This is a genomic window from Microbulbifer maximicatervae (SeqCode) (assembly GCF_052467825.1).
Map to the genome: position 1 here is coordinate 243,528 of NZ_CP174327.1, position 20,974 is coordinate 264,501.

Consider the following 20,974-nt stretch of genomic DNA (forward strand, 5'->3'; position numbering starts at 1 on the left):
TCGCAACTCAAGCTGGAGGAGTCCATCACCATGGCAGTGGATACGCAAACTGTAGAAAAACTGGCGGAACTGGCCCGTATCGCCATATCCAAAGAAACCATCGAAGAAGTCAGCAACCGCCTCGGCGATGTATTGCAACTGGTCGACCAGCTGCAATCCACTAATACCGATGGTATCGCCCCGATGGCGCACCCACTGGACGAAGTCCAGGAACTGCGTACCGACGCAGTGACAGAGACTGACAAGCGCAAAGACTTCCTAGAACTGGCTCCCCAAACCGAAGAAGGCCTCTACCTGGTTCCCAAAGTAATTGATTAGCCGGCCCAACACTGACTAAGTTCACCTAAATACCCAGCCCTCAGCCCGTCTAGAGCCTTTAAGGGAATAACATGCATCAGCTTACTATCGCCGAGATCATCCGTGGATTGCGGAACAAAGAGTTCTCAAGTACAGAGCTAACCCGCCATTTACTCGGCCGCATCCAGCAACTGGACAGCAACTACAACAGTTTTATTACCGTCACTGAAGAGAGCGCCCTAGCGCAAGCCGCGGCCGCCGACCAACGCCTGGCCAACGGGGAGGCACCGGCACTGTGCGGTGTGCCCATCGCCCACAAAGATATTATTTGCACTAACGGCGTGCGCACCAGCTGTGCCTCAAAAATGCTAGATAATTTTATCCCTCCCTACGATGCCACGGTGGTAGATAACCTCAACGCTGCCGGAACCGTCTCCCTGGGCAAGACCAATATGGATGAATTCGCCATGGGCTCATCCAACGAAAGCAGCTTTTACGGCCCAGTAAAAAACCCTTGGAATACCCGCTGTGTGCCCGGCGGTTCCTCCGGTGGCTCAGCTGCGGCAGTTACTGCACAACTGATACCCGGCGCCACAGCTACCGATACCGGCGGCTCTATTCGCCAGCCGGCGGCGTTGACAAACACCACCGGGCTGAAGCCCACCTACGGGCGTATTTCCCGCTATGGCATCGTGGCCTACGCCTCCAGCCTGGACCAGGCTGGCCCCATCGCCCGCAACGCCGAAGATGCGGCTTATTTGCTGTCCGCGATGGCCAGCCACGACCCGAAAGATTCCACCAGCCTGAAGCAGCAGCCCTCTGATTTTACCGCCGAACTGAATAACCCGATTGCCGGGCTGCGGATCGGAGTACCCCGGGAGTACTTTGGGGAAGGCCTTAACCCTGAAACCGCAAGCCGGGTTCAGGAGGCTTTGAGAGAGTTTGAAAAGCTGGGTGCGCAACTGGTCGATATCAGCCTGCCACATACCGAGTTAGCGATACCTGCTTACTATGTGATCGCCCCCGCTGAAGCCTCTGCCAACCTATCTCGATTCGATGGGGTGCGCTACGGCTACCGCTGTGAAGAGCCCAATGACCTGCGCGATCTCTATATGCGCTCCCGTGGTGAAGGCTTCGGCGAAGAGGTACAGCGTCGCATCCTGGTAGGCACCTACGCCCTGTCCGCCGGTTATTACGATGCTTATTACAACAAAGCCCAGCAGGCCAGACGCCTGATCAAGCAGGACTTTGTCGAAGCATTCGAAAAAGTGGATGTGATTATGGGCCCCACGACCCCCTCCCCCGCTTTCGAGCTTGGTGCAAAGAGCGCTGACCCGGTAGCTATGTACCTGGAGGATATCTACACCATCGCCACCAACCTGGCCGGACTACCTGGCATGTCTGTACCCTGTGGCTTGGTGGACAATATGCCAGTGGGCCTGCAAATAACCGGTAATTACCTGGAAGAGGCGCGCATGCTCAATATCGCCCACCAATACCAACAGGTAACCGACTGGCACAAAGCCAGCGCCGTATAAGGAGATAAATTGTGGAATGGGAAATCGTTATCGGGTTGGAAATTCACGTCCAGCTCTCCACCCAGTCAAAACTCTTTTCCGGCGCTAGCATCCGCTTTGGCGCCGAGCCGAATACCCAGGCTTGCGCTGTGGACCTGGCTATGCCGGGCACCTTGCCGGTACCGAATGAAGAAGCATTTCGCTTTGCGGTAATGTTCGGCCTGGCGATGAACGCGGAGATCGGCAAGCGCTCCGTTTTTGAACGCAAGAATTACTTCTATCCCGACTTGCCCAAAGGCTATCAAACCACTCAATTGGAACAACCTATTGTCGGCCCAGGTGAAGTGGAAATTCACCTGGAAGATGGCAGCAGTAAGAAAGTGCGTTTACACCACGCTCACCTGGAGGAAGATGCCGGTAAATCCCTGCATGAAGATTTCCACGGGATGTCTGGTATCGACCTGAACCGCGCAGGTACGCCGCTGATCGAGATTGTCTCTGAACCGGATATGCGCAGTGCCGCCGAGGCTGTGGCCTACCTGAAAAAAATTCACAGCATCGTAACCTACCTGGGCATTTCCGATGGTGATATGTCCCAGGGCTCACTGCGCTGTGATGCCAATGTATCCGTGCGTTTGAAAGGCGAAGAAAAACTCGGCACCCGTACAGAATTAAAAAACATCAATTCTTTCCGTTTTGTCGAGCGCGCAATTAAAGTCGAAGCTGAACGTCAGATCGATATCTTGGAAGACGGCGGCACCATTACCCAGGAAACCCGCCTCTACGACGCGGACAAAAATGAAACCCGCTCTATGCGCAGTAAAGAAGTGGCCAATGATTACCGCTACTTCCCCTGCCCTGACCTTCTGCCAGTTGTACTCACCGATGAATATGTCGAGCAACTGCGCAGCATCCTGCCAGAACTGCCTGATGCAAAAGCAGCCCGCTTCCAAGCGGAATACCAGCTATCTGCTTATGATGCAGACCAGCTGACACAGGAGCGTGCCAGTGCAGACTATTTTGAAACTGTGAGTAAATCCTGTGGCGAATCCAAGCTTGCCGCCAACTGGATTAACGGTGAACTGGCAGCGCTGCTCAACCGTCGTGAACTAACTATTTCACAATCGCCGGTTTCTGCCGACCAACTAGCTGGACTAATCTCGCGCATCAAAGACAACACCATTTCCAGCAAAATCGCCAAACAGGTATTCGAGGCTATTGCCGACGGAGAGGGCAGTGCCGACGAAGTCATCGAAAAGCGTGGGCTGAAACAGGTTTCCGATACCGGCGCTATCGAAAAAATGGTGGATGAGGTGATCGCTGCAAGCGATGCCCAAGTAGAAAACTACCGCAAGGCCGATGAATCAAAACGCCCCAAAATGATGGGGTATTTCGTCGGGCAAATCATGAAAGCGTCCAAAGGGCAGGCAAACCCACAGATGATTAATAAAATCCTCAAGCAAAAATTGGACGCACTGCTTTAACCCTCAACATTTCAAGACCTGGGTCGGGCTTCGCCCGCCCCCTATTTATGTAGCAAGGATATAGTTTTGAGCCTGAAAAAAGACAAACAGAAAGTACTCGGAGAAGTTTTTGACGAGGAACGTATTGCTGGATTCTTGATTGGTGAAGCCCCCGCAGGCGTAAACCGGGATTTTCACCTGCTCGAGCGCGCCTACCGAAGCATGAAAGCAGAGAGTTTTGCCACATTTGTTAAGTTGTTTCTCGCTGAAGGCATGGATCTGAACAGCCCTGGCCCCGATGGAAAAACCCTGCTGGCACGTATTGCTGAACACCGCCAGGGCGCAGAATATAGCGAGATTTTAAAAGCCGCTGGCGCCAACTGAGAACTCTGGAAATTTAGGCATCGTACCAGCGAAAGGTGAGAGTATGACTTCAAATCCCGTTCACGGTATCGACGCATTGGTGCGCGGTATCCACTTGATTACCCGGCGTGAGTTACGCCCATTTATCCTGGTGCCATTACTAATAAATCTGGTGCTGTTTATTATTATCAGTAGCATAATGATTTCACAGCTCGGAGGGCTTACCGATTATATAAGTAGCCTGCTTTCCCACACGCCGGTAAATACGGAGAATATGTCCTGGTGGGAAGCCATTATGGCCAAGGGTGCAGCATGGACCGCCAGTGTTTTTCGCTGGCTGGCCTGGATTATTGCACTAATAGTGCTTTTCCTATTTTTCCTTGCTTACGGCTATTTATTTAGCGTTATCACCAACATTATTGCCGCCCCCTTTAACGGTTTGCTCGCTGAGAAAGTAGAGGAACTGCTAACCGGTAAAGCTCCTCCTGCCGAGCCGATAATGCAAATGGTATGGCGTACCCTGGGCCGGGAATTGCGTAAGCTGGGTTACTTTATATTTTGGGGTTTGATCGTATTTATAATTGCCACCATCACCAGCTGGACCATTATTATCCCCGCAGTGCTCACCGCAGTTTGGGGCGCTTGGTGTATGGCTATTCAATACGTTGACTACCCACTGGATAACCACCAGCGGCCATTCGATGAATTAAAAACGGTACTGCGCCGCCGTAAACTCACTAGCCTTACCTTTGGTGGGACCGTGATGCTCGCGAAGATGGTACCAATTTTAAATATCTTTATTATGCCTGCGGCAGTTGCTGGCGGTACGGCTCTGTGGATTGAGCGACTGCGTATTGAAGGGGATCCGGGAACTGGGACTCCTATTCTTCAGTAATCTAACTTCAAATACCCCCCAAAAAAGCCCTCAGGAATAGAGGGCTCTTTATATTAGCGGCCTGTAGCTTTTTTCTTTTTTAGCCGGCGATACCAAGGTTGCTTACCCTTAGAAACACAAGCTGTAGCCGACAAGCATTTTTCCAAGTACTCCAGCTCACTGTTAAGCACCTCGCCCGAGAGACTCTTGCTCCGTATTTGTCGAATCCTGTCAGCCAGTAATGCATCGCGTAAACCCTCTGGCTTTTGAATTCCAGACGCCAAGATTTGTGGGCTCCAAGTGAACAAATCCTGCGCTGTAATCCGGTCATTTCCCCACTCAGGATACTCTGAAAAATCACTATCAAATGCCAAGCCAGATTGATTCTTCAAAAAGTGATCATTCAATTGGCGATTTGAATCGCTAAAGTGCATAAAGAAACTCTTGGCATCCACTTCTGAAGGTACCAACTGAGTATTTTCTTCCAACATCATTGGTTTCAGCTTAAGCAGCTCCGACTCAGCCACTCCCAATTCCAATAACTTGTGAGTCAATAGGAATTCCTTTCTTCCCACCCCCTCATTGACCCGCCGTCCTGAAATGTCTATGTCACCTCCCAGCAATGCGAGAAAGTCACTGACAATATCTCCCCCCTGAAGGGCCTCACGGGTAAAAGAGCGAACGCTTAAAGCAGCCCTGCCGAATATAGACTCCCACAGAATTAACTTGGAGAAATAATCATAGTAAGTCTCGATATCCTTAGTGAAAGCTGGGAAAGCACCTTCACTATGGCCTAATAATTTACTGGAAGAACTCCGATTAGCAGCTACACCTCTCGCCCCTTGTTTTTTAAAAGAAATCGCCTGCAAATCCTGTCTACGCAAATATACAATCACGTTAACTTTATCGAAATATTTCGCACAGACACGCTGAACTAATTCAATACTTTCGCGTTGATCTAAAAAACAAAGATGCTCCGCCGACACTATCGCTTTTTCACCGCTACTTGATGCCAGTAATGCATCCAGTCTCATATTAAGCTGAAAATTGAGCTGATCTCTACAACGTGAGACTTCCACACATCCCGAGGAGTTACCCTTTTTTCCCAAGGACAAAAACTCAAATCCGGCGTCATTCAAAGCCTGGGCTTGCTCTTTCATCGCTAGCTGGAGGGAACTAGAGCCAGTTTTATGAAATCCAATATGCAAGTAAAGGGTGCGCATCTCAATGGTTACTGTCGTTATTACATATGCAATGAATCGTTTAAAGGAAGCTAAGGATACAGTTCCTTACTTCATTGCTGAATTAGCAAGCAAGATTCGATTCATCAGTTCGGGAACAAGCTTTTCAGAGCCGAAAGTGCTCAAATGATCACCATCCCGATATAGAGATTTTCCCTTCAGCTGTATTTGGCACTCAGCGGGGCAAAGCTGGGACACCAAAGATCCTCTCTGAATCTCAAACTCCTGGGACAAAACCTCAAATATTATTCCAGCTCGACGGTTACGCTCCTCAACCTCTTTTAGTGTTGGCGCCGATTGGACTTTAGCCCCGATAAACTCTGCACTGGCAATGGCTAGAGGTACTGAAAAAGGAATTTCAGGTACACCTTCAACAATCACAACTTTTCGACCCGTTTCACGGATTCTTGCTACTGTCTCCCTAAGCCCATAACTAACCAAATCAAAGTTACGTCTAGATGGATCACTGCTTTTGGGTGAATCAACTGCTCCCTTCGCTATTCCGAGTACAGCGGGGGAACCACCTTCTCCCAACGGGCGATCACCTTCGACAAGCAGCGCCCAACGCGCCACCAAAACGACTGTCTCGATATCCTTGCGCCGCTCCAGGATTTCAATAACTTCATTGTTGAAACGATCGCAGCCATGACTTGCCCCCATCTCCAGCCGGACTACCCCCAGTAATGGTGCGCAGGCAGATTTAGCAGCCACAATACCACTCTGTCCGACAGCTTCGAGCCAGCGCTCAAAGCCTGGGATAAAGGCACCGGCATGGGAGTCTCCCCAAAGCAGATAATTTGCCGTGGGCTCATCCTCCACCTTCCCCAGCTCACAAAGCCCTTCAGAGGGCGCAAGTTTCATGCAGCGGCGCTCTTTAGATGTGCGCTTTTTAGCGCTTTCATAGGCTGCATATATCGGCTCAGGTAAGCGTGAAGGTACTCCTTTTTTAACATTGATAACCAGAGAGACACTCATGATAAGAGTTCCCACAAAACCCAATGTCAAAGCAAGATTTCGACGGGAAAGTCCCCTCTCAGATGCACGGCGAAATGGCGCCTCTACGAATCGCCAGCTGAACCAAGCGAGAATGAAAGAGAGCGCAATCGCGACCAATGCCATTGCCAGGGGGAGCTCAGCTGATCCATTGAGAAGGCGGAGTAAAACCAGAACTGGCCAGTGCCATAGATACAAAGAGTAGGAAATCAAGCCTATTGCTACGATGATCCGCAGCCGCAACAACCGAGCAATAATTGTTTCCCGATTCCCTCCAGTCCAAATGAGCACCGCAGCTCCGATACAAGGTAATAGTGCGGCAATTCCAGGGAAGGGCGTGGAGGAGTCATAAACAAAGACGCTATAAAGAATCATTGCGATTCCAGCAGCCGCCACCAACTCCAGCAACCAAGCTTTGCGCACTTGTGGAAAAGCTCCTAAGGCTAGTAGAGCCCCAAGCCCCAACTCCCAAACCCGCGAAGGCGTCAGGAAATAATTGGCGAAAGGCTGGGCTTTAGTTGCCCAAACTGAGTAAACGAGAGAGAGTATCGATAACCCAGCCACAACCAGCAATTTCGAGCGCCGGCTACGAGAAGCTAGCAGGCAAAGCAACAGCGGGAAAAACAGATAAAACTGCTCTTCAACAGATAACGACCAAGTGTGTAGCAGAGGTTGCCAGTCTGCTCCCGAGCCAAAATAGTCCTCGGTACTTTGCCAAAACCAGAAGTTAGATGCGAACAATAGCGTCGCCAATGCGGACTGCCCCAGTTCTTTAAAGGGGTCTGGTGGTAATACAAACCACCCTGCAACAATCGAAGTCGCCAGAACAAAGAATAATGCTGGCAAGATACGGCGAGCTCGACGCTCATAAAAATTAGCCAGGGAGAAGCGATGTTCACCAATTTCCTTCACCAGGATACTGGTAATCAGGTAACCGGAAATAACAAAAAAAATATCGACCCCAACAAAGCCGCCGGAGAAGCCCGGCAACCCTGCATGGGCCAAAACAACAGGAAGAACTGCTAATGCACGCAACCCGTCAATATCTCGGCGGTACCCAATACTGCTCATAGTGTGTAACCGTAACCCCAAACTTAATGTCTGCGGGGACGACGGTGGTGGCCTCCAGAGCCACCGCGACGCCCATCGCGATCACCGTGACTGCGCTGAACTTTCACCTTGGGTGGCTCAAGCAAAAGCTCTTCGGGGGGTACTTCGCACTTGAGCTTACCACCGAGCAATTGCTCAATGGGCTCCAGACGCATGGCGTCATCTTCACAAGCGAAACTGATAGAGGTGCCCGTTTTACCCGCCCGACCAGTTCGGCCAATGCGGTGAACGTAATCCTCCGGCTCTTCAGGCAAGGTGAAATTCACCACGTGGCTGATGCCGTCGATATGAATACCACGCCCGGCGACATCTGTAGCTACCAGTACTTTGGTTTTGCCAGACTTAAAGTCATCAAGGGTACGCACCCGCTTGTTTTGTGCCACTTCACCGGACAGCAGGCCCGCAGAAATGCCGTGAGCGAGAAGCTGCTCGTGCAAGCGGCGGCATTGGTCGCGGCGGTTGGCAAATACAATCAGGCTATCTACCTCTTCCCGCTGCACAATATTGTAAAGCAAGGTGTACTTTTCTTCGCTGGCGGACAGGTAAACATGTTGCTCTACGGTATCCGTGGCAACCCTCTCCGGCTCAATCTCCACAACTACCGGATCATCTGTCCACTGCTCCACCAGATCATCCACTTCGGGAGTAAATGTGGCGGAGAAGAACATGGTTTGGCGATGGGTTTTACGCGGCGTCTGACGAACAATACGGCGCACTTGGGGGATAAAGCCCATATCCAACATGCGATCCGCCTCATCGATCACCAGGACTTCCACCTGATCCAGGAAACAATCCCGATTGCTGACAAAGTCCAGCAGGCGACCCGGTGTCGCCACCAGGATATCCACCAACCGCTCATTCAAGTTTCTCTGCTGCTTGTCATAATCCATACCGCCCACCAGAGTGTGAATTTCCAGGTCGGTATGCTTACACAGAGCCTTGGCGTCATCGGCAATCTGCATCACTAGCTCGCGGGTCGGAGCGATAATCAGGGAGCGGGCCTCGCCTGCATAGCGCTCCCCCTCAAACGGATGCTTGAGCAAGTCATCAATCACTGTAATCAGGAAGGCGGCTGTTTTACCAGTACCGGTCTGTGCCTTGCCCACCAAATCATGGCCGTTGAGGGTATGGGGCAGAGAGCGCCCCTGAATTGGCGAGCAGTACTGGAAGCCCAGGTCGTGAATTGCGTGCATCAACTCATTAGGCAAGCCCAGGTCGTGGAAGCGGACCTTGTCCTCGTGCTCGGGAACTTGGAATTCATCCAGTGACCAAGGCGCAGCTGCCGGAGCTTTTGGCTTTCTGCTGCGCTGGCGCCCTTTCTGGGCGCCACGGCCGCCGCTCTTTCGCGACTTCCCCTCCGCCTGTGCGGACTTTGTGCGTCCCTTGGCAGCCTTACCAGAAGGTTCTTGCCCTTCTTTACGGCGCCCTGAGCTTTCTTCTCCCCGGCGGGAGCCCTTATCCTCTTTGGAGGAGGAACGGCGGAACAACTTTCCTATCAAGTGAAATACTCGCTCAAATGTTCAAATAATCGGCGAGTATACCATCTCTAGGTGGCACTCGGCCCGCTATAGTGACGGCACAGCCAGTAATCCACACTGAAAAACCGCCCTGCCCCACTACAAAATAGCGCTAGCAACATAATGAAGTAGGTAGCAGCGAACTCAATACCATTTTTCAGGATGGTCACTCCTCCAGTTTCCACCAACCACTCATAGTTGCCGTGCTCCTTGAGCAAGCCGACAATCTTCTCTTTACGCACCGAGGCTTCGTCAATAAGGTCCTTGCGCCATTCCCAGGGCACACTCAGTGTTTTATCCGGTAACGCTGACCAACCGTTCTCCCAGTGGGCCGTAAATGCTGCCACTGCCATCACAAACATCAGGGGAATCGCTACCAACCGAGTCGCTACGCCCAGCAAGATGGCGATACCACCAAAGAATTCCACCAAGGCAGCTATCCACGCCATCAACATCGGCGCTGGAAGCCCCAAGCCCCAATCGGGATTGCCAAACCAGGCAGCGACATCTTCGATATTATTCATCTTATTCATACCGGCCAGGATAAAAATTGGCGCCAAATAAATCCGTAGTAATAATGGCCCCAGCCAGTCTATTTTGCGTACATAATGTACAAAGCAGTTGTACCAACCGCTCAGGCTATTCATAGCTCCACTCATTTAGCTCACTCTCTTATCAGTGTCTTTGTTCACTTTAGTCGAGTGATCTCGCCAACTCTTACACAGCCCTATCTCAGCGCCCCACAAAGCACATCTATGCTTGCAGAACCCAAGTAACTTGAGAGCAACCTGGTGGGGAAAACTTACGTACTGGTCCACGGGCTATTTCATGGAGGCTGGTGCTGGAGCAGGGTCGCCAACCTCCTGCAGCGTAATGGGCATCGAGTATTCACCCCCACCCACAGTGGTCTGGGGGAGCGTAAACACCTACTCTCACCCTCCGTTGGCCTGGATACTTTTATCCAAGACCTGATCAATACAATCCTTTGGGAGGAGTTGCAGCAAGTCACCCTTGTGGGCCACAGCTTTGGGGGAATGGCCGCAACCGGTGCCGCCGACGCTCTACCCGAGCGGGTACACCGATTAATCTACCTGGATGGCGCTGTTCCTGAGCTGGGGCGTCCATTTAGTAGACAGCTCCCCAGCGGTATAGAGGAGCAGCGACTAAAACAAGCGCAGAATATTGACGGCACTCTGTGCATTATGCCGCCGCCACCAGAAGACCTGGGGATAACCCACCCCGATGATATTCGCTGGCTAAACCGCCGTATGACCCCACATCCCATCAAAACACTACTGGACCCGATCCATTTGCAACGCCCCCCAGAACAGGGCCCTCCATGCACTTTTATTCACTGTACCCAACCCGAGTACCCGCCAGCCATCTACAGTAGCCGCAAAGCAAAGCGGATAAGCGGGTGGGTTTATCGGGAGGCAGCAATAAACCACGACTGCATCATTAATAAGGCAGAAATTGTGGCCAAACTACTTGAGGAAAGTCCGTAATCAGCACTGGGCGCAGGCGCCGTTTGTACCGTAGAATGTCGGACCTTTTTGCAGTACCGCCCCGCCTTCCCCCGGCAGACTGAAAGCCTCTCCGAATTTTGGCCCGCCGCCCGTTTTCAGATGTATTTGCGAAGGTCAGGGCCTGTTAACAACCCCCCGCAGGATTAATTTTTTGTCAAAATTAGCCCAGACCCCAGAACCCTCTATCGAGACCAGTAACAAGAGCTCAGGTTTTTCTTTGTTCAAGCTTTACCGAAATGCCACTAAAACCGAACTGTCGCACCTAACCACCTTGGGAGGCCCTCTGGTGGTCAGTAACCTGGCTGTGGTGAGCATGGGAGTTGTCGATACTCTGGTAGCAGGACGCGCTGGAGAAGTAAGTCTCGCCGGGCTCGCCTTGGGAGCCAGTATTTGGGCTGTTTGCGCAGTGACACTAATCGGCCTGCTCGCTGCTCTCTCCCCGGTTGTTGCACACTTGCGCGGTGGTCGCGATGAAGCCGGCTGCGCCAGGCAATTACACCAGGCGCTGTGGATCGCACTGATCGGTGGCATTCTGGTGTTTTCCGCCCTGCTTGCGGTTCCTATCTGGAGCCACTGGATAGACACGGAAGAGCCTGTCCGCAAGGTGATGGAGGGCTATGTACTGGCCCTGACTGTCGGCACCCTGCCTTTTGCACTCGGCACGGCGTTGCGCGGTTACTGTGAGGGTATGGGACAAGTGCGCCCGGTAATGCGCATCTATATCACTGCCGCAATTTTAAATATTCCCCTGGATATTCTTTTGGTGTTTGGTGCCGGCCCCATACCGGCAATGGGAGGAGCAGGATGTGGGTGGGCGACCGCAGCGGTCAGCTGCCTGATCGCACTGGCACTCTTCTGGCACGCAAATACCGACCCGGTTTATCACAAGCTTAAACTTAGGCTGCTGCCACCTCGCCCCCACTGGCCAACCCTGCGCCACTTGCTCGCAGTTGGCCTGCCAATTTGTGTAGGTGCGGCCAGTGAAGTTACTTTTTTTGCCAGCCTTACCATTTTGCTTGCCCCTTATGGTGCAGCCATTGTCGCCGCCCATCAAATAAGCATGAATGTGGGATCGATTTTTTACTTGGTCGCACTGGCACTGGCCCAGGCCCTAAGTATCCGCACCGCCCAACTACTCGGTCAGGGACGGCCAAAGCGCGCGCGCTTCTGTGGCAAAGTGGGCATCAGTAGCGGCCTAATCTACGCACTGGGCACCGGTGTACTCTTGATTACCCTGCGCACCCTGTTTGTTCAGGCCTACACCAGCAATGAAGAAATTATCGCGGTGGCCACCAACCTGCTATTGCTGTGTGCCGCATTCCAACTGGTGGATGTCACCCAGGCAATGACCTGGGGCGCATTGCGCGGATATAAGGACACCAGTGCGCCCATGTTTATACAGCTATTTTCCTACTGGCTGGTGGGGCTTTCTACCGCCTACTGGCTGGGAGAGAGCTTCTGGGGGGTATACGGTTATTGGACCGGTGTCTGTATCGGCTTGGGAACGGCTTCAATCCTGCTGGGAATTCGCTTTTGGCGAACCAGCCGCAGAGCCATCGAGCGAACCTACGGATACGCGTAATTCGGCGCGTATCACATTCCTCGGGAACGTATTGACTATACTGGCGCTCCAAAGTCCCAATCTGTGCCGGACACAAGGCTCTCCGGCACACCCAGATATACGAAGTTGACCGGAGTGCCGAATGATCCCGCGCCAATCCTCCCGAAGGACCCGACACCTGCTAAGCCTGGCTTTACTACTTTCATCCACCCAGGCCCTGAGCGCCGATGACAGCACTGGCGAAGAGACAGAAGCGGTCCCTCAAGCTGCCAATATGCAGCTGGACCAACCGGTGATCACAGAGCTGGGGCCACCCACCAACGCTGCCCCTACTGAAGAGCAATCCCAGTCGACAGATGCTGGTTCTGAAGAAATTTCCCTGCCCCAAGCGGAAAATCTGGAGCTGGACCAACCTATTCAGGAACTGGATAAACCGGCAGCTCCCACCGAGACTGCTCCCACTGCCGATAAAGAAACTGAAACAGTTAAACCTCAACCCGAATTACCGGAGCCCGGCACCATTTCCCTGGTTCCGGGAGAGACGGCCAAGCCTCTGCGATTATTAGGCTCAGAGGTTCCCCCTGCGACCTCTACGCGCCTAGCCTGGTCTCCCAGCCAACACTTTGAAGGGGTCTATAGCCCCACCGCTGTGTTGGTGGTTAACGGCGCCAAGCCAGGGCCGGTTCTCTGCCTTACTGCGGCAGTGCACGGTGATGAGCTGAACGGTGTGGAAACCGTGCGGCGGGTTATGTACGACCTGGACGCAGACCATTTGAGCGGTGCGGTAATTGGCGTACCCATCGTCAATCTGCAAGGCTTCCATCGAGGCTCCCGCTACCTGACTGATCGACGCGACCTGAACCGGCACTTCCCCGGCGATCCCAATGGCTCTTCGGCCTCGCGAATTGCCAATTCATTTTTCCACGAAGTGATCAGCCACTGTAACGCCGTGGTGGACTTACATACGGGTTCTTTTTATCGCACCAACTTGCCACAGTTGCGCGGCGACTTAACCAATCCCAAGGTAGTGAAAATGACCCAGGGTTTTGGCTCCACTGTGGTGCTGCACAGCGCCGGAGCCAAGGGTACCCTGCGCCGCGCCGCTGTGGAGGCAGGTATCCCCACCGTCACTCTGGAAGCCGGAGCACCGATGGTGCTGGATGAGCTATCGGTAAGTCACAGTGTGAAAGGTATACGCACTCTGCTCAACCAGCTGGGTATGGTGAGTAAATTCCGCCTCTGGGGCGATCCCGAACCGGTTTACTACACCTCCACCTGGCAGCGGACATCGACTGGCGGGGTTATCTTTAGTGAAGTCCAGCTTGGCGAGTTTGTGCGTAAAGGCGACTTACTGGGAACAGTAACCAACCCTATTACCAATGTACGCACAGAAATTCGCTCCGAGCACAACGGCCGCATTCTCGGCATGGCATTAAACCAGGTCGTGCAACCGGGGTTTGCCGCCTACCATATCGGTATCCAGGCTCCCCAGGAACAAATCAGCCAGCCCCAGGAAGTAGTAGCGGAAGAATCGGTCGCTGACAAATCAGAGAGTAAAGTACCAGCCACCCCAGAAAACCGCCAGCCGCCGACAGAAGGTGAGGAGTAAATCCTCACCTATTAATCACTGACCTTATCGATCACCGTCACTTCGGGCATTGCCAAAGGTTCCGGTTGAAGGGTTATATGGTCGATATCGAAGCGCTTGACCAGGGTTTCCCGCAAGCGCTCCAGTACGCTGGGCCAAGCCTGTAAGTCATCCACCACAATATGGGCCGATAGGGAAATAGTGCTGGAATCCAAGCGCCAAATATGAAGATCGTGCACAGAGCGTACCCCGGTTACCGCCGCCAGTGTCTCGCCCACAACCGGAAGGCTCAATTCCCTGGGTACCCGCTCCATCAATACATCGATCGCATCCCTGAGCAGTCGCACGCAGGAAACCAGGATTAACAGGCAAATAAGCAATGAAAGCAGGGGGTCGATGGGTACCCAGCCGGTAAAATAAATCACAGCTCCGGAAGCCAGTGCTGCGACAGAGCCCAGCATATCGCCCATCACATGCAAAAGCGCACCGCGAATATTGAGCGTGCGCTCGCCTTTTAATAAAACCCAGGCCGCCAGAATATTAATCAGCAACCCCATGGCTGCAATCAACATCACCGTACTGCCATGCACCGGCTGGGGATTGCGCAACCTATCAATGGCCATAAAAGAAATACCGACCACAATCAGAAGCATAATCAGGCCGTTGGTTACCGCAGCTAAGACCTCCGCTCGCCCCCAGCCAAACGACAATTCCCGATCAGCGGGTTTTTTCGCCAGTACTGCGGCAATAGCCCCCAGTGCCAAGGCAAAAGTATCGGTAAGCATATGGGCAGCATCGCCGAGCAATGCCAGGGAGCCAGATAGCCAACCACCTATGGCTTCAACTATGGAAAAACTGAGAGTGAGAACCAGTGCAATAATTAATGGGCGCAAAGCCCCATTGCCGGTTCGGTGGTGGACATGATCATGCATAGGCTCCCTCCTCAAATCCCTGTGGCAGCTCCGCAGGTATCACTATTTTTGCCCTAAGGTAATTCGCTCCCAACCGGAATAATCCCTGCGACTTGAAACTTTATTCAATCCCGCCGCAGAAAAAATATCCCGCACGCTCTCGGCTTGCTGCCAACCGTGCTCCACCATTAGCCAGCCATCGTTTTCCAGGTAATCACTAGCGGTTGTGGCGATATGCTCAATATCTGCCAAACCCTGTCGCTCTGCCACCAACGCAGTGCGGGGCTCAAAGCGCACATCGCCCTGCACCAAGTGCGGGTCAGATGCATCGATATAGGGAGGGTTGCTGACGATCAGGGAAAACGGCTGTGGCTCCAAACTGGAAAACCAATCGCTCTGGATAACTTGCACATTTTGCAGCTTGAGGGAGCGCCGGTTTTCCTCTGCCAGTGCTAACGCAGCGGGTGATTTCTCCGCTGCAATAATTTCCCACCCCGGTCGCTCCGATGCCAGAGCCAGTGCAATAGCACCAGTGCCAGTGCCCAGGTCCAATGCTCGCAACCTGCCCTGGGGGAAAAACTCCAGCGCGGTCTCCACCAATAATTCAGTGTCCGGGCGGGGGATCAGGGTGGAGGAATCCACCTTTAGCGGCAGGGACCAAAATTCGCGCTCACCGATAAGGTGTGCCACCGGCTCTCCCGCTTGCCGGCGCTGGAGCAACTGCTCATAGCGCATTTGCTCAGCTTCATTCAATTCGTATTCCGGCCAGGTATAGAGCCAGGTGCGCTCGCGCCCCAACACACTGCCGAGCAGAAGCTCTGCATCCAGGCGCGCGCTGTCGCTATCGGTTAATTGGGCGCAGCGTGCGATATTTTCCTTGACGCTGGTCATGGAGAAAAACCTATAAAAACGCCGCTCGAGGCGGCGTAAAAAATCTGGATTTATTGGGCCAGGGCCGCCAACTGGTCGGCCTGGTATTCCGTGCGCAATGGCCCGATCACCTCCCCCAGAGCCCCCTGCATAATCTCATCGAGTTTGTAGAGGGTGAGGCCGATACGGTGATCGGTAACCCGACCTTGGGGATAGTTGTAGGTACGGATTCGCTCAGAGCGATCACCGCTGCCCACCAGGCTGCGGCGGGCATCGGAAATTTCCTGGGCCGCCGCCGTTTCCTGCGCAGTATTGAGCTTCGCTTGCAACAGTGCCATTGCCTTGGCTTTGTTCTTATGCTGGGAGCGCTCATCCTGACACTCCACCACAATTCCCGTGGGAATATGGGTTAAGCGCACAGCGGAATCGGTTTTGTTAACGTGCTGACCACCGGCACCGGATGCACGGTAGGTATCCACACGCAAATCCGCTTTATTAATTTCAATCGCATCGCGCTCATCCGGCTCCGGCATCACCGCTACCGTACAAGCCGAAGTGTGAATACGACCCTGGGATTCTGTTTCAGGAACCCTTTGTACCCGGTGCGCACCGGACTCAAATTTTAATTTTGCGTAGACATCTTCACCGGCGACGCGAGTGATAATTTCCTTGTAACCGCCGTGCTCACCGAAATTTTCGCTGACAATTTCTATTCGCCATCCCTGCTTCTCCGCATAGCGAGAGTACATGCGGAACAGATCACCGGAGAAAATAGCTGCTTCATCACCACCGGTTCCTGCGCGAATTTCCAGAAAGACATTTTTTCTGTCGTTAGGATCGCGCGGCAACAGCAAAGTCTGTAGCTCTCGCTCCAGCGGCTCCACTTGACCTTCAGCCTCGCGCAGCTCTTCCTGAGCCATTTCGCGCATTTCCGGGTCATCTTCCCCCAGCATCTCCCGAGCCGCGACCATATCTTCCTGCAACTGTTTGTAAGCGCCGTAGCATTTAACCACTTCTTCCAGCTCAGAATACTCGCGGGAAAGATCGCGGAATTGATCCTGATCAGCAATTACGTCGGCGTCGCCCAACAGCGCAGATACTTCCTCGTGGCGCTCAAGCAGGGTTTCCAGTTTATTCAGTAACGATTCTTTCATTGATGCTTTTTCTCTAAATCGATATCGGTGAGATCATCCAACCCAACGACCTCGCGAGCGATACGCAAACGCTCAATATCACCCTCCGCCGTGGCTTTTTTCAGACTGACGGTGGGTGCATGAATTAATTTATTGGTGAGAGAGCGAGCGAGCTGCTCCATCAGTCGACGAGGGTCCTCGCCTTTTTCCAGCTGTAACAGTACCCGTTCAAGTTCGGAAGTACTCACTTCCTGGGCTCGCTGCCGGTAGCTGCGAATACTATCCACAGCCTCCAAAGAGCGGCTCTCTTTGGTAAATTCAGCCGCAGCAGCATTTACGATTTCCTGGGCTGCCTCCGCCGCTTTCTCACGGGAGCGCTTGCCCTCATCAATAACCCCGCGCAGATCGTCCACCGTATACAGATAAACATCATCCAGCTCGCCAACTTCCGATTCGATATCACGGGGTACCGCAATATCCACCATAAACATGGGGCTGTGCCGACGCTTGCGCAGCGCCGATTCGACCGCTCCCTTACCCAGAATCGGCAGCTGGCTCGCGGTGGAACTGATAACGATATCCGCGCGCGCCAGATGCTCAGGGATATCCGCAAGCAGGATTGCCTCGGCACCAAAGCTCTCTGCGAGCAACTGGGCCCGGCTCAATGTGCGGTTGGCAACAATGACCTGCTTGATTCCCTGATCAAGCAAATGGCGGGCAACCAGCTCCACAGTCTCTCCCGCACCGATCAACAGGGCAGTCTGCTTTTTCAGGTCGGTGAAGATTCGCGAAGCCAGAGAAACAGCGGCGTAGGCAACAGAAACCGGGTTTTCACCGATTGCAGTTTCGGTGCGAACCTTCTTGGCAACGGTAAACACCCGCTGGAAAACCCGGTGCAGTTCACTGCCAACACTGCCGGATTCCCGCGCCACCGCATAGGCGGACTTGATCTGGCCGAGGATCTGCGGCTCACCCAGCACCAGGGAATCGAGACCACAGGCAACGCGCATCATATGGCGTATCGCTTCTTCATCGCTGTACACATAGGCACAGCCCTTGAGCTGCTCTAGGGGCACTTGGTGGTATTCAGATAGCCACTGCAACAAGGCTTCTGACTCCACATTTCCGTATATTTCGGTGCGATTGCAGGTAGACAGGATGGCCAGCTCGCGGCACCCCAGTGCTTTTCGCGCATCTCCCAGTGCGCCGGGCATCACCTCGGGGGCAAAGGCCACCCGCTCGCGCACTTCGACCGACGCGCTATCGTGGTTGATACCCAGGGTAAGAATTGGCATAGACTTCCGTTAGCATTAAATCTTAAAAGGCGGAAACCGCACTGGGAGCGCATTTTCATAGGCAGCCGTCTCCCTTGCAAGCGCAAGAGGCAGTAAAATTGCCCGCCGATTTGGCGAGAGCCACTGCCCACCACCGTTCCAAACCCGATTCACGACTAGAATTATATGGCGATAATCGTTTAAAACACGCCAGTAATACCCCGCTTTCAGCGACAACGTAACGTATGGACACGATCTATGCTCCCACCTCGCGCACATCAGCTTCCAGCCCGAATTTCCAGCCACCAGCTCAAGCTTGCCGCATTCCTTGCCGTATCCGTAATACTTGCTTCTTGTACCCAGCACCAGACGCCGGCGGCTCCCTCTGCAGAGATCGCGAGCACAGCACTGGAGCCGAGCAACCTTAAGGGTAAGGAAACCACTGAGTCAGACGAGCCGGAAGCAAAAACCTTCCCTATTGATACCTTCTACACCCTTCTGGTAGCCGAAGTCGCTGGTATCCGCGAGCAGTACGATGTCGCACTGGCCAACTACTACCACCAGGCGGAGGTCACCAAAGATCCCGGGGTTGCCGCCCGCGCTACACGCATTGCCCGCTTTTTAAATGCCCGCCAGGCCGCCTTGGATTCGGCCCGGCTATGGGTAGAGCTTGAGCCACAAAACGCCGATGCACAGCTGGCCCTCACAGCCGAGCTGACTTTGTCCGGCGACTTGCACACAGCCCTGATTCACGCCAGTAAAACCCTGGAACTCGGCGGCAACCCGCCCATGCAATCTCTCGCGGCAACCGCAATCGGGCACGAGCAACTCACGGAACAAGCCAAGCGAGAGTTTGCCCGGCTGGCAAAAGTCTACCCCCTCGATGACGAGGTCGTGCTCGCCTACGCCATGGTACTGCGCACCGAAAGAGAATTCGCCCGCGCCCTGTCCCTGGTGCGCCGCGTCCAAGAGCACCATCCAGACCAACTGGATGCACCACTCCTGGAAAGTCACCTATTGGTTGATCAGGGCAAGCGCAAGGAAGCCATTTCCCTACTCGAACGACTCGTCGGCATCCATCCCTCCGAGAGTCGCTTGCGCCTTCAATACGCCCGCCTGTTGATTCGGGAGGACCTGGCCCTGGCACGCAAGCAGTTTGCTGAACTGGTTAAGCAGCGCCCTGAAGATGGCAACCTGATTTTGTCGTTGGCCCTAATTCAGTACGAGACCGAGCAAACTGACGAGGCCAAAGTCCTCTTTACCCAACTACTTGAACTACAGCAGCACGAATCCGCTGCTTATTTTTACCTGGGCAGCATTGCAGAAAAATCCGGGGATTTTTCCCATGCAATTAAATATTTCCGCGAAGTGGGGCCCGGCAGTGATTACGTAGAAGCCATTACTCGCGGTACGGAATTGCTGGCGAGCCTCGGACAGTACAGCACTAACCGGAAATGGTTTGCTGAACTGAGAAAAAAACACCCCACTCAGGAAGAACATTTTTACCTGATGGAGGTCGAATTACTTCGCAAAAGTGGTGAAGCCAGTATGGCTTTACAGCGAGTAGACGAGGCATTACAAACCAACAGCACCAGCGGTCGCTTGATGTACACCCGCGCGCTGCTGCATGACCAACTCGGCAACGCACAACAATTCGAAAAGGACTTGAGAAACCTGCTGGAAAGAAATCCCGATAACGCCACAGTTCTCAACGCGCTCGGCTATAAACTGATTGAAGATAAATCCCGGCAGACAGAAGCCTACCAATTGATCAGCCGCGCTTTGGAACTCGAGCCTGAGGACCCGGCAATAATCGACAGCATGGGGTGGATAGAGTACCGTCTCGGCAATCACGAAGCTGCGGAAAAGTATCTGCGGCAGGCGATGGAAAAGTTGCCCGACCACGAAATTGCCGCACACCTCGGTGAAGTACTCTGGGTTCAGGGAAACAGAGAAGCCGCCATGAATATGTGGAGAAAAGGCCTTCTGCTGAATCCCCACAGCAAAATTATTCCGGCTGCCATGAAGCGCCTACAAATCAAAGAGTCACTGGAACAACATGCATCAGATAGCTGACAAGACAACCGCGCGAAGATTCTATCTGTTATTGCTGGCATGTCTGGCAATAATGATTTCCGCCTGTGCCGGACAAAAAACCAAACAGGAACCGGAGCCAGATTCCCCCACTGAAAATCAAAATCCAACACCGCAAACAGTAGCTGAATTTACCCAGTGGAATCTCAAGGGCAAACTGGGTGTTCGCTCCCCCAAAGAAAACGGCAGTGCCAACCTGGCCTGGCTACAGGGCGGTGCAGAGAATTTTCGCCTTCATCTCAGCGGTCCGCTCGGAGCGGGCACTACCGTCATCACCGGCTCAGCCGGTGGCGTCAGTTTGGTACGCGGTAGCGAGCCGCCAATTTATGCGCGCAACCCGGCACAGCTAACCCAGGAAGCACTGGGCTGGCCTCTGCCCGCCCGCGAGATGTTCTACTGGGTGCGCGGTCTTCCTGCGCCCGGCGCCAAGAGTGGTGAGCAGCGCAACGCCCAGGGCCAGCTGCAAAGCTTGCGACAATCCGGCTGGGCCTTGAGTTTTAGTGAATATCGCAGCGAAGGCCCCTTTATGCTGCCAACACGGATCAAAGCACAAACCAACAGTCCCACTGGCCCGGTATCCGTCACCCTGGTGATTAAAGACTGGGGTTTGTAGGGGGTTTTGCATAACTCTATCAATGCCCA

18 protein-coding genes are annotated in these 20,974 nt (G+C 53.4%); 10 read left to right on the forward strand and 8 right to left on the reverse strand.

The genetic code is table 11. The features are described 5' to 3' along the window. The first annotated feature begins 30 nt into the window (after positions 1-30). The 5 genes from gatC (at position 31) to cysZ (ending at position 4,535) form a co-directional block, all read left to right on the forward strand. Entirely contained in the window at positions 31-318 is a 288-nt protein-coding gene (gene gatC / locus ACJJII_RS01125) for an Asp-tRNA(Asn)/Glu-tRNA(Gln) amidotransferase subunit GatC (RefSeq protein WP_444896336.1), read from the forward strand. A 71-nt stretch (positions 319-389) separates the two neighbouring features. After that, positions 390-1,835: an Asp-tRNA(Asn)/Glu-tRNA(Gln) amidotransferase subunit GatA gene (gatA, locus tag ACJJII_RS01130; protein ID WP_444918019.1), complete on the forward strand. Its 1,446-nt coding sequence runs from the start codon at positions 390-392 to the stop codon at positions 1,833-1,835. A gap of 11 nt (positions 1,836-1,846) precedes the next feature. Further along, a complete protein-coding gene (gatB, locus tag ACJJII_RS01135) occupies positions 1,847-3,298 on the forward strand; it encodes an Asp-tRNA(Asn)/Glu-tRNA(Gln) amidotransferase subunit GatB (protein WP_413663059.1) in 1,452 nt (483 codons plus the stop codon). A 66-nt stretch (positions 3,299-3,364) separates the two neighbouring features. Beyond that, entirely contained in the window at positions 3,365-3,661 is a 297-nt protein-coding gene (locus tag ACJJII_RS01140; protein WP_444918020.1) for a PA4642 family protein, read from the forward strand. A 43-nt stretch (positions 3,662-3,704) separates the two neighbouring features. Further along, a complete protein-coding gene (cysZ, locus tag ACJJII_RS01145) occupies positions 3,705-4,535 on the forward strand; it encodes a sulfate transporter CysZ (RefSeq protein WP_444918021.1) in 831 nt (276 codons plus the stop codon). A gap of 53 nt (positions 4,536-4,588) precedes the next feature. Here the strand turns inward: cysZ and ACJJII_RS01150 are convergent, their stop codons facing one another. The 4 genes from ACJJII_RS01150 to ACJJII_RS01165 form a co-directional block, all read right to left on the reverse strand. Continuing rightward, positions 4,589-5,674, reverse strand: a complete 1,086-nt coding sequence (locus tag ACJJII_RS01150; RefSeq protein ID WP_444918022.1) for a hypothetical protein — start codon at positions 5,672-5,674, stop codon at positions 4,589-4,591. Positions 5,675-5,803: 129 nt separating this feature from the next. Continuing rightward, the gene (locus tag ACJJII_RS01155) at positions 5,804-7,819 is read right to left on the reverse strand and encodes an acyltransferase family protein (RefSeq protein WP_444918023.1); all 2,016 of its coding nucleotides are present in this window, start codon (positions 7,817-7,819) and stop codon (positions 5,804-5,806) included. Between the two features lie 23 nt (positions 7,820-7,842). After that, positions 7,843-9,357 carry an ATP-dependent RNA helicase RhlB gene (gene rhlB / locus ACJJII_RS01160; protein ID WP_444918024.1) on the reverse strand — a complete coding sequence of 505 codons (1,515 nt, stop codon included), beginning with the start codon at positions 9,355-9,357 and terminating at the stop codon, positions 7,843-7,845. Positions 9,358-9,404: 47 nt separating this feature from the next. Then, positions 9,405-10,034, reverse strand: a complete 630-nt coding sequence (locus ACJJII_RS01165; RefSeq protein WP_444918025.1) for an HvfX family Cu-binding RiPP maturation protein — start codon at positions 10,032-10,034, stop codon at positions 9,405-9,407. Positions 10,035-10,166: 132 nt separating this feature from the next. Between ACJJII_RS01165 and ACJJII_RS01170 the strand changes: the two genes are divergently transcribed. From ACJJII_RS01170 to ACJJII_RS01180, 3 genes are all read left to right on the forward strand, one after another. After that, complete coding sequence (locus ACJJII_RS01170) at positions 10,167-10,880, forward strand: alpha/beta fold hydrolase (protein ID WP_444918026.1); 714 nt, start codon at positions 10,167-10,169, stop codon at positions 10,878-10,880. A 172-nt stretch (positions 10,881-11,052) separates the two neighbouring features. Continuing rightward, positions 11,053-12,483, forward strand: coding sequence for an MATE family efflux transporter (locus ACJJII_RS01175; protein WP_444918027.1), 1,431 nt, complete (start codon positions 11,053-11,055; stop codon positions 12,481-12,483). Positions 12,484-12,604: 121 nt separating this feature from the next. Beyond that, positions 12,605-14,071, forward strand: a complete 1,467-nt coding sequence (locus tag ACJJII_RS01180) for a succinylglutamate desuccinylase (protein WP_444915717.1) — start codon at positions 12,605-12,607, stop codon at positions 14,069-14,071. An 11-nt stretch (positions 14,072-14,082) separates the two neighbouring features. On the opposite strand, the gene ACJJII_RS01185 is transcribed toward ACJJII_RS01180, so the two are convergent. The 4 genes from ACJJII_RS01185 to hemA are packed head-to-tail and all read right to left on the reverse strand — an operon-like array spanning position 14,083 to position 18,259. Next, a complete protein-coding gene (locus tag ACJJII_RS01185) occupies positions 14,083-14,982 on the reverse strand; it encodes a cation diffusion facilitator family transporter (protein ID WP_444892994.1) in 900 nt (299 codons plus the stop codon). 42 nt (positions 14,983-15,024) lie between these two features. Further along, positions 15,025-15,852 (reverse strand): peptide chain release factor N(5)-glutamine methyltransferase, encoded by an 828-nt coding sequence (gene prmC / locus ACJJII_RS01190; protein ID WP_444918028.1) that lies wholly within the window; start codon positions 15,850-15,852, stop codon positions 15,025-15,027. A 50-nt stretch (positions 15,853-15,902) separates the two neighbouring features. After that, positions 15,903-16,985 carry a peptide chain release factor 1 gene (prfA, locus tag ACJJII_RS01195; protein WP_444918029.1) on the reverse strand — a complete coding sequence of 361 codons (1,083 nt, stop codon included), beginning with the start codon at positions 16,983-16,985 and terminating at the stop codon, positions 15,903-15,905. After that, on the reverse strand, positions 16,982-18,259 hold the full coding sequence (gene hemA / locus ACJJII_RS01200; protein WP_444918030.1) for a glutamyl-tRNA reductase: 1,278 nt from the start codon (positions 18,257-18,259) through the stop codon (positions 16,982-16,984). Before hemA ends, prfA begins: the two co-directional genes overlap by 4 nt. A gap of 237 nt (positions 18,260-18,496) precedes the next feature. Between hemA and ACJJII_RS01205 the strand changes: the two genes are divergently transcribed. Together ACJJII_RS01205 and lolB are read left to right on the forward strand one after the other, a co-directional pair. Beyond that, entirely contained in the window at positions 18,497-20,314 is a 1,818-nt protein-coding gene (locus tag ACJJII_RS01205) for a tetratricopeptide repeat protein (RefSeq protein ID WP_444918031.1), read from the forward strand. Next, positions 20,298-20,945: a lipoprotein insertase outer membrane protein LolB gene (lolB, locus tag ACJJII_RS01210; protein ID WP_444918033.1), complete on the forward strand. Its 648-nt coding sequence runs from the start codon at positions 20,298-20,300 to the stop codon at positions 20,943-20,945. Before ACJJII_RS01205 ends, lolB begins: the two co-directional genes overlap by 17 nt. The last annotated feature ends 29 nt before the right edge of the window (positions 20,946-20,974 follow it).

What these genes read in the sequence shown, in the direction of transcription:
- prmC (WP_444918028.1), bottom strand. Translation starts at nt 15,852, where the DNA reads ATGACCAGCGTCAAGGAAAATATCGCACGCTGCGCCCAATTAACCGAT.
- lolB (WP_444918033.1), top strand. Translation starts at nt 20,298, where the DNA reads ATGCATCAGATAGCTGACAAGACAACCGCGCGAAGATTCTATCTGTTA.
- ACJJII_RS01185 (WP_444892994.1), bottom strand. Translation starts at nt 14,982, where the DNA reads ATGCATGATCATGTCCACCACCGAACCGGCAATGGGGCTTTGCGCCCA.
- ACJJII_RS01205 (WP_444918031.1), top strand. Translation starts at nt 18,497, where the DNA reads ATGCTCCCACCTCGCGCACATCAGCTTCCAGCCCGAATTTCCAGCCAC.
- ACJJII_RS01155 (WP_444918023.1), bottom strand. Translation starts at nt 7,819, where the DNA reads ATGAGCAGTATTGGGTACCGCCGAGATATTGACGGGTTGCGTGCATTA.
- ACJJII_RS01150 (WP_444918022.1), bottom strand. Translation starts at nt 5,674, where the DNA reads ATGAAAGAGCAAGCCCAGGCTTTGAATGACGCCGGATTTGAGTTTTTG.
- hemA (WP_444918030.1), bottom strand. Translation starts at nt 18,259, where the DNA reads ATGCCAATTCTTACCCTGGGTATCAACCACGATAGCGCGTCGGTCGAA.
- gatA (WP_444918019.1), top strand. Translation starts at nt 390, where the DNA reads ATGCATCAGCTTACTATCGCCGAGATCATCCGTGGATTGCGGAACAAA.
- prfA (WP_444918029.1), bottom strand. Translation starts at nt 16,985, where the DNA reads ATGAAAGAATCGTTACTGAATAAACTGGAAACCCTGCTTGAGCGCCAC.
- gatC (WP_444896336.1), top strand. Translation starts at nt 31, where the DNA reads ATGGCAGTGGATACGCAAACTGTAGAAAAACTGGCGGAACTGGCCCGT.
- ACJJII_RS01165 (WP_444918025.1), bottom strand. Translation starts at nt 10,034, where the DNA reads ATGAGTGGAGCTATGAATAGCCTGAGCGGTTGGTACAACTGCTTTGTA.
- cysZ (WP_444918021.1), top strand. Translation starts at nt 3,705, where the DNA reads ATGACTTCAAATCCCGTTCACGGTATCGACGCATTGGTGCGCGGTATC.
- ACJJII_RS01180 (WP_444915717.1), top strand. Translation starts at nt 12,605, where the DNA reads ATGATCCCGCGCCAATCCTCCCGAAGGACCCGACACCTGCTAAGCCTG.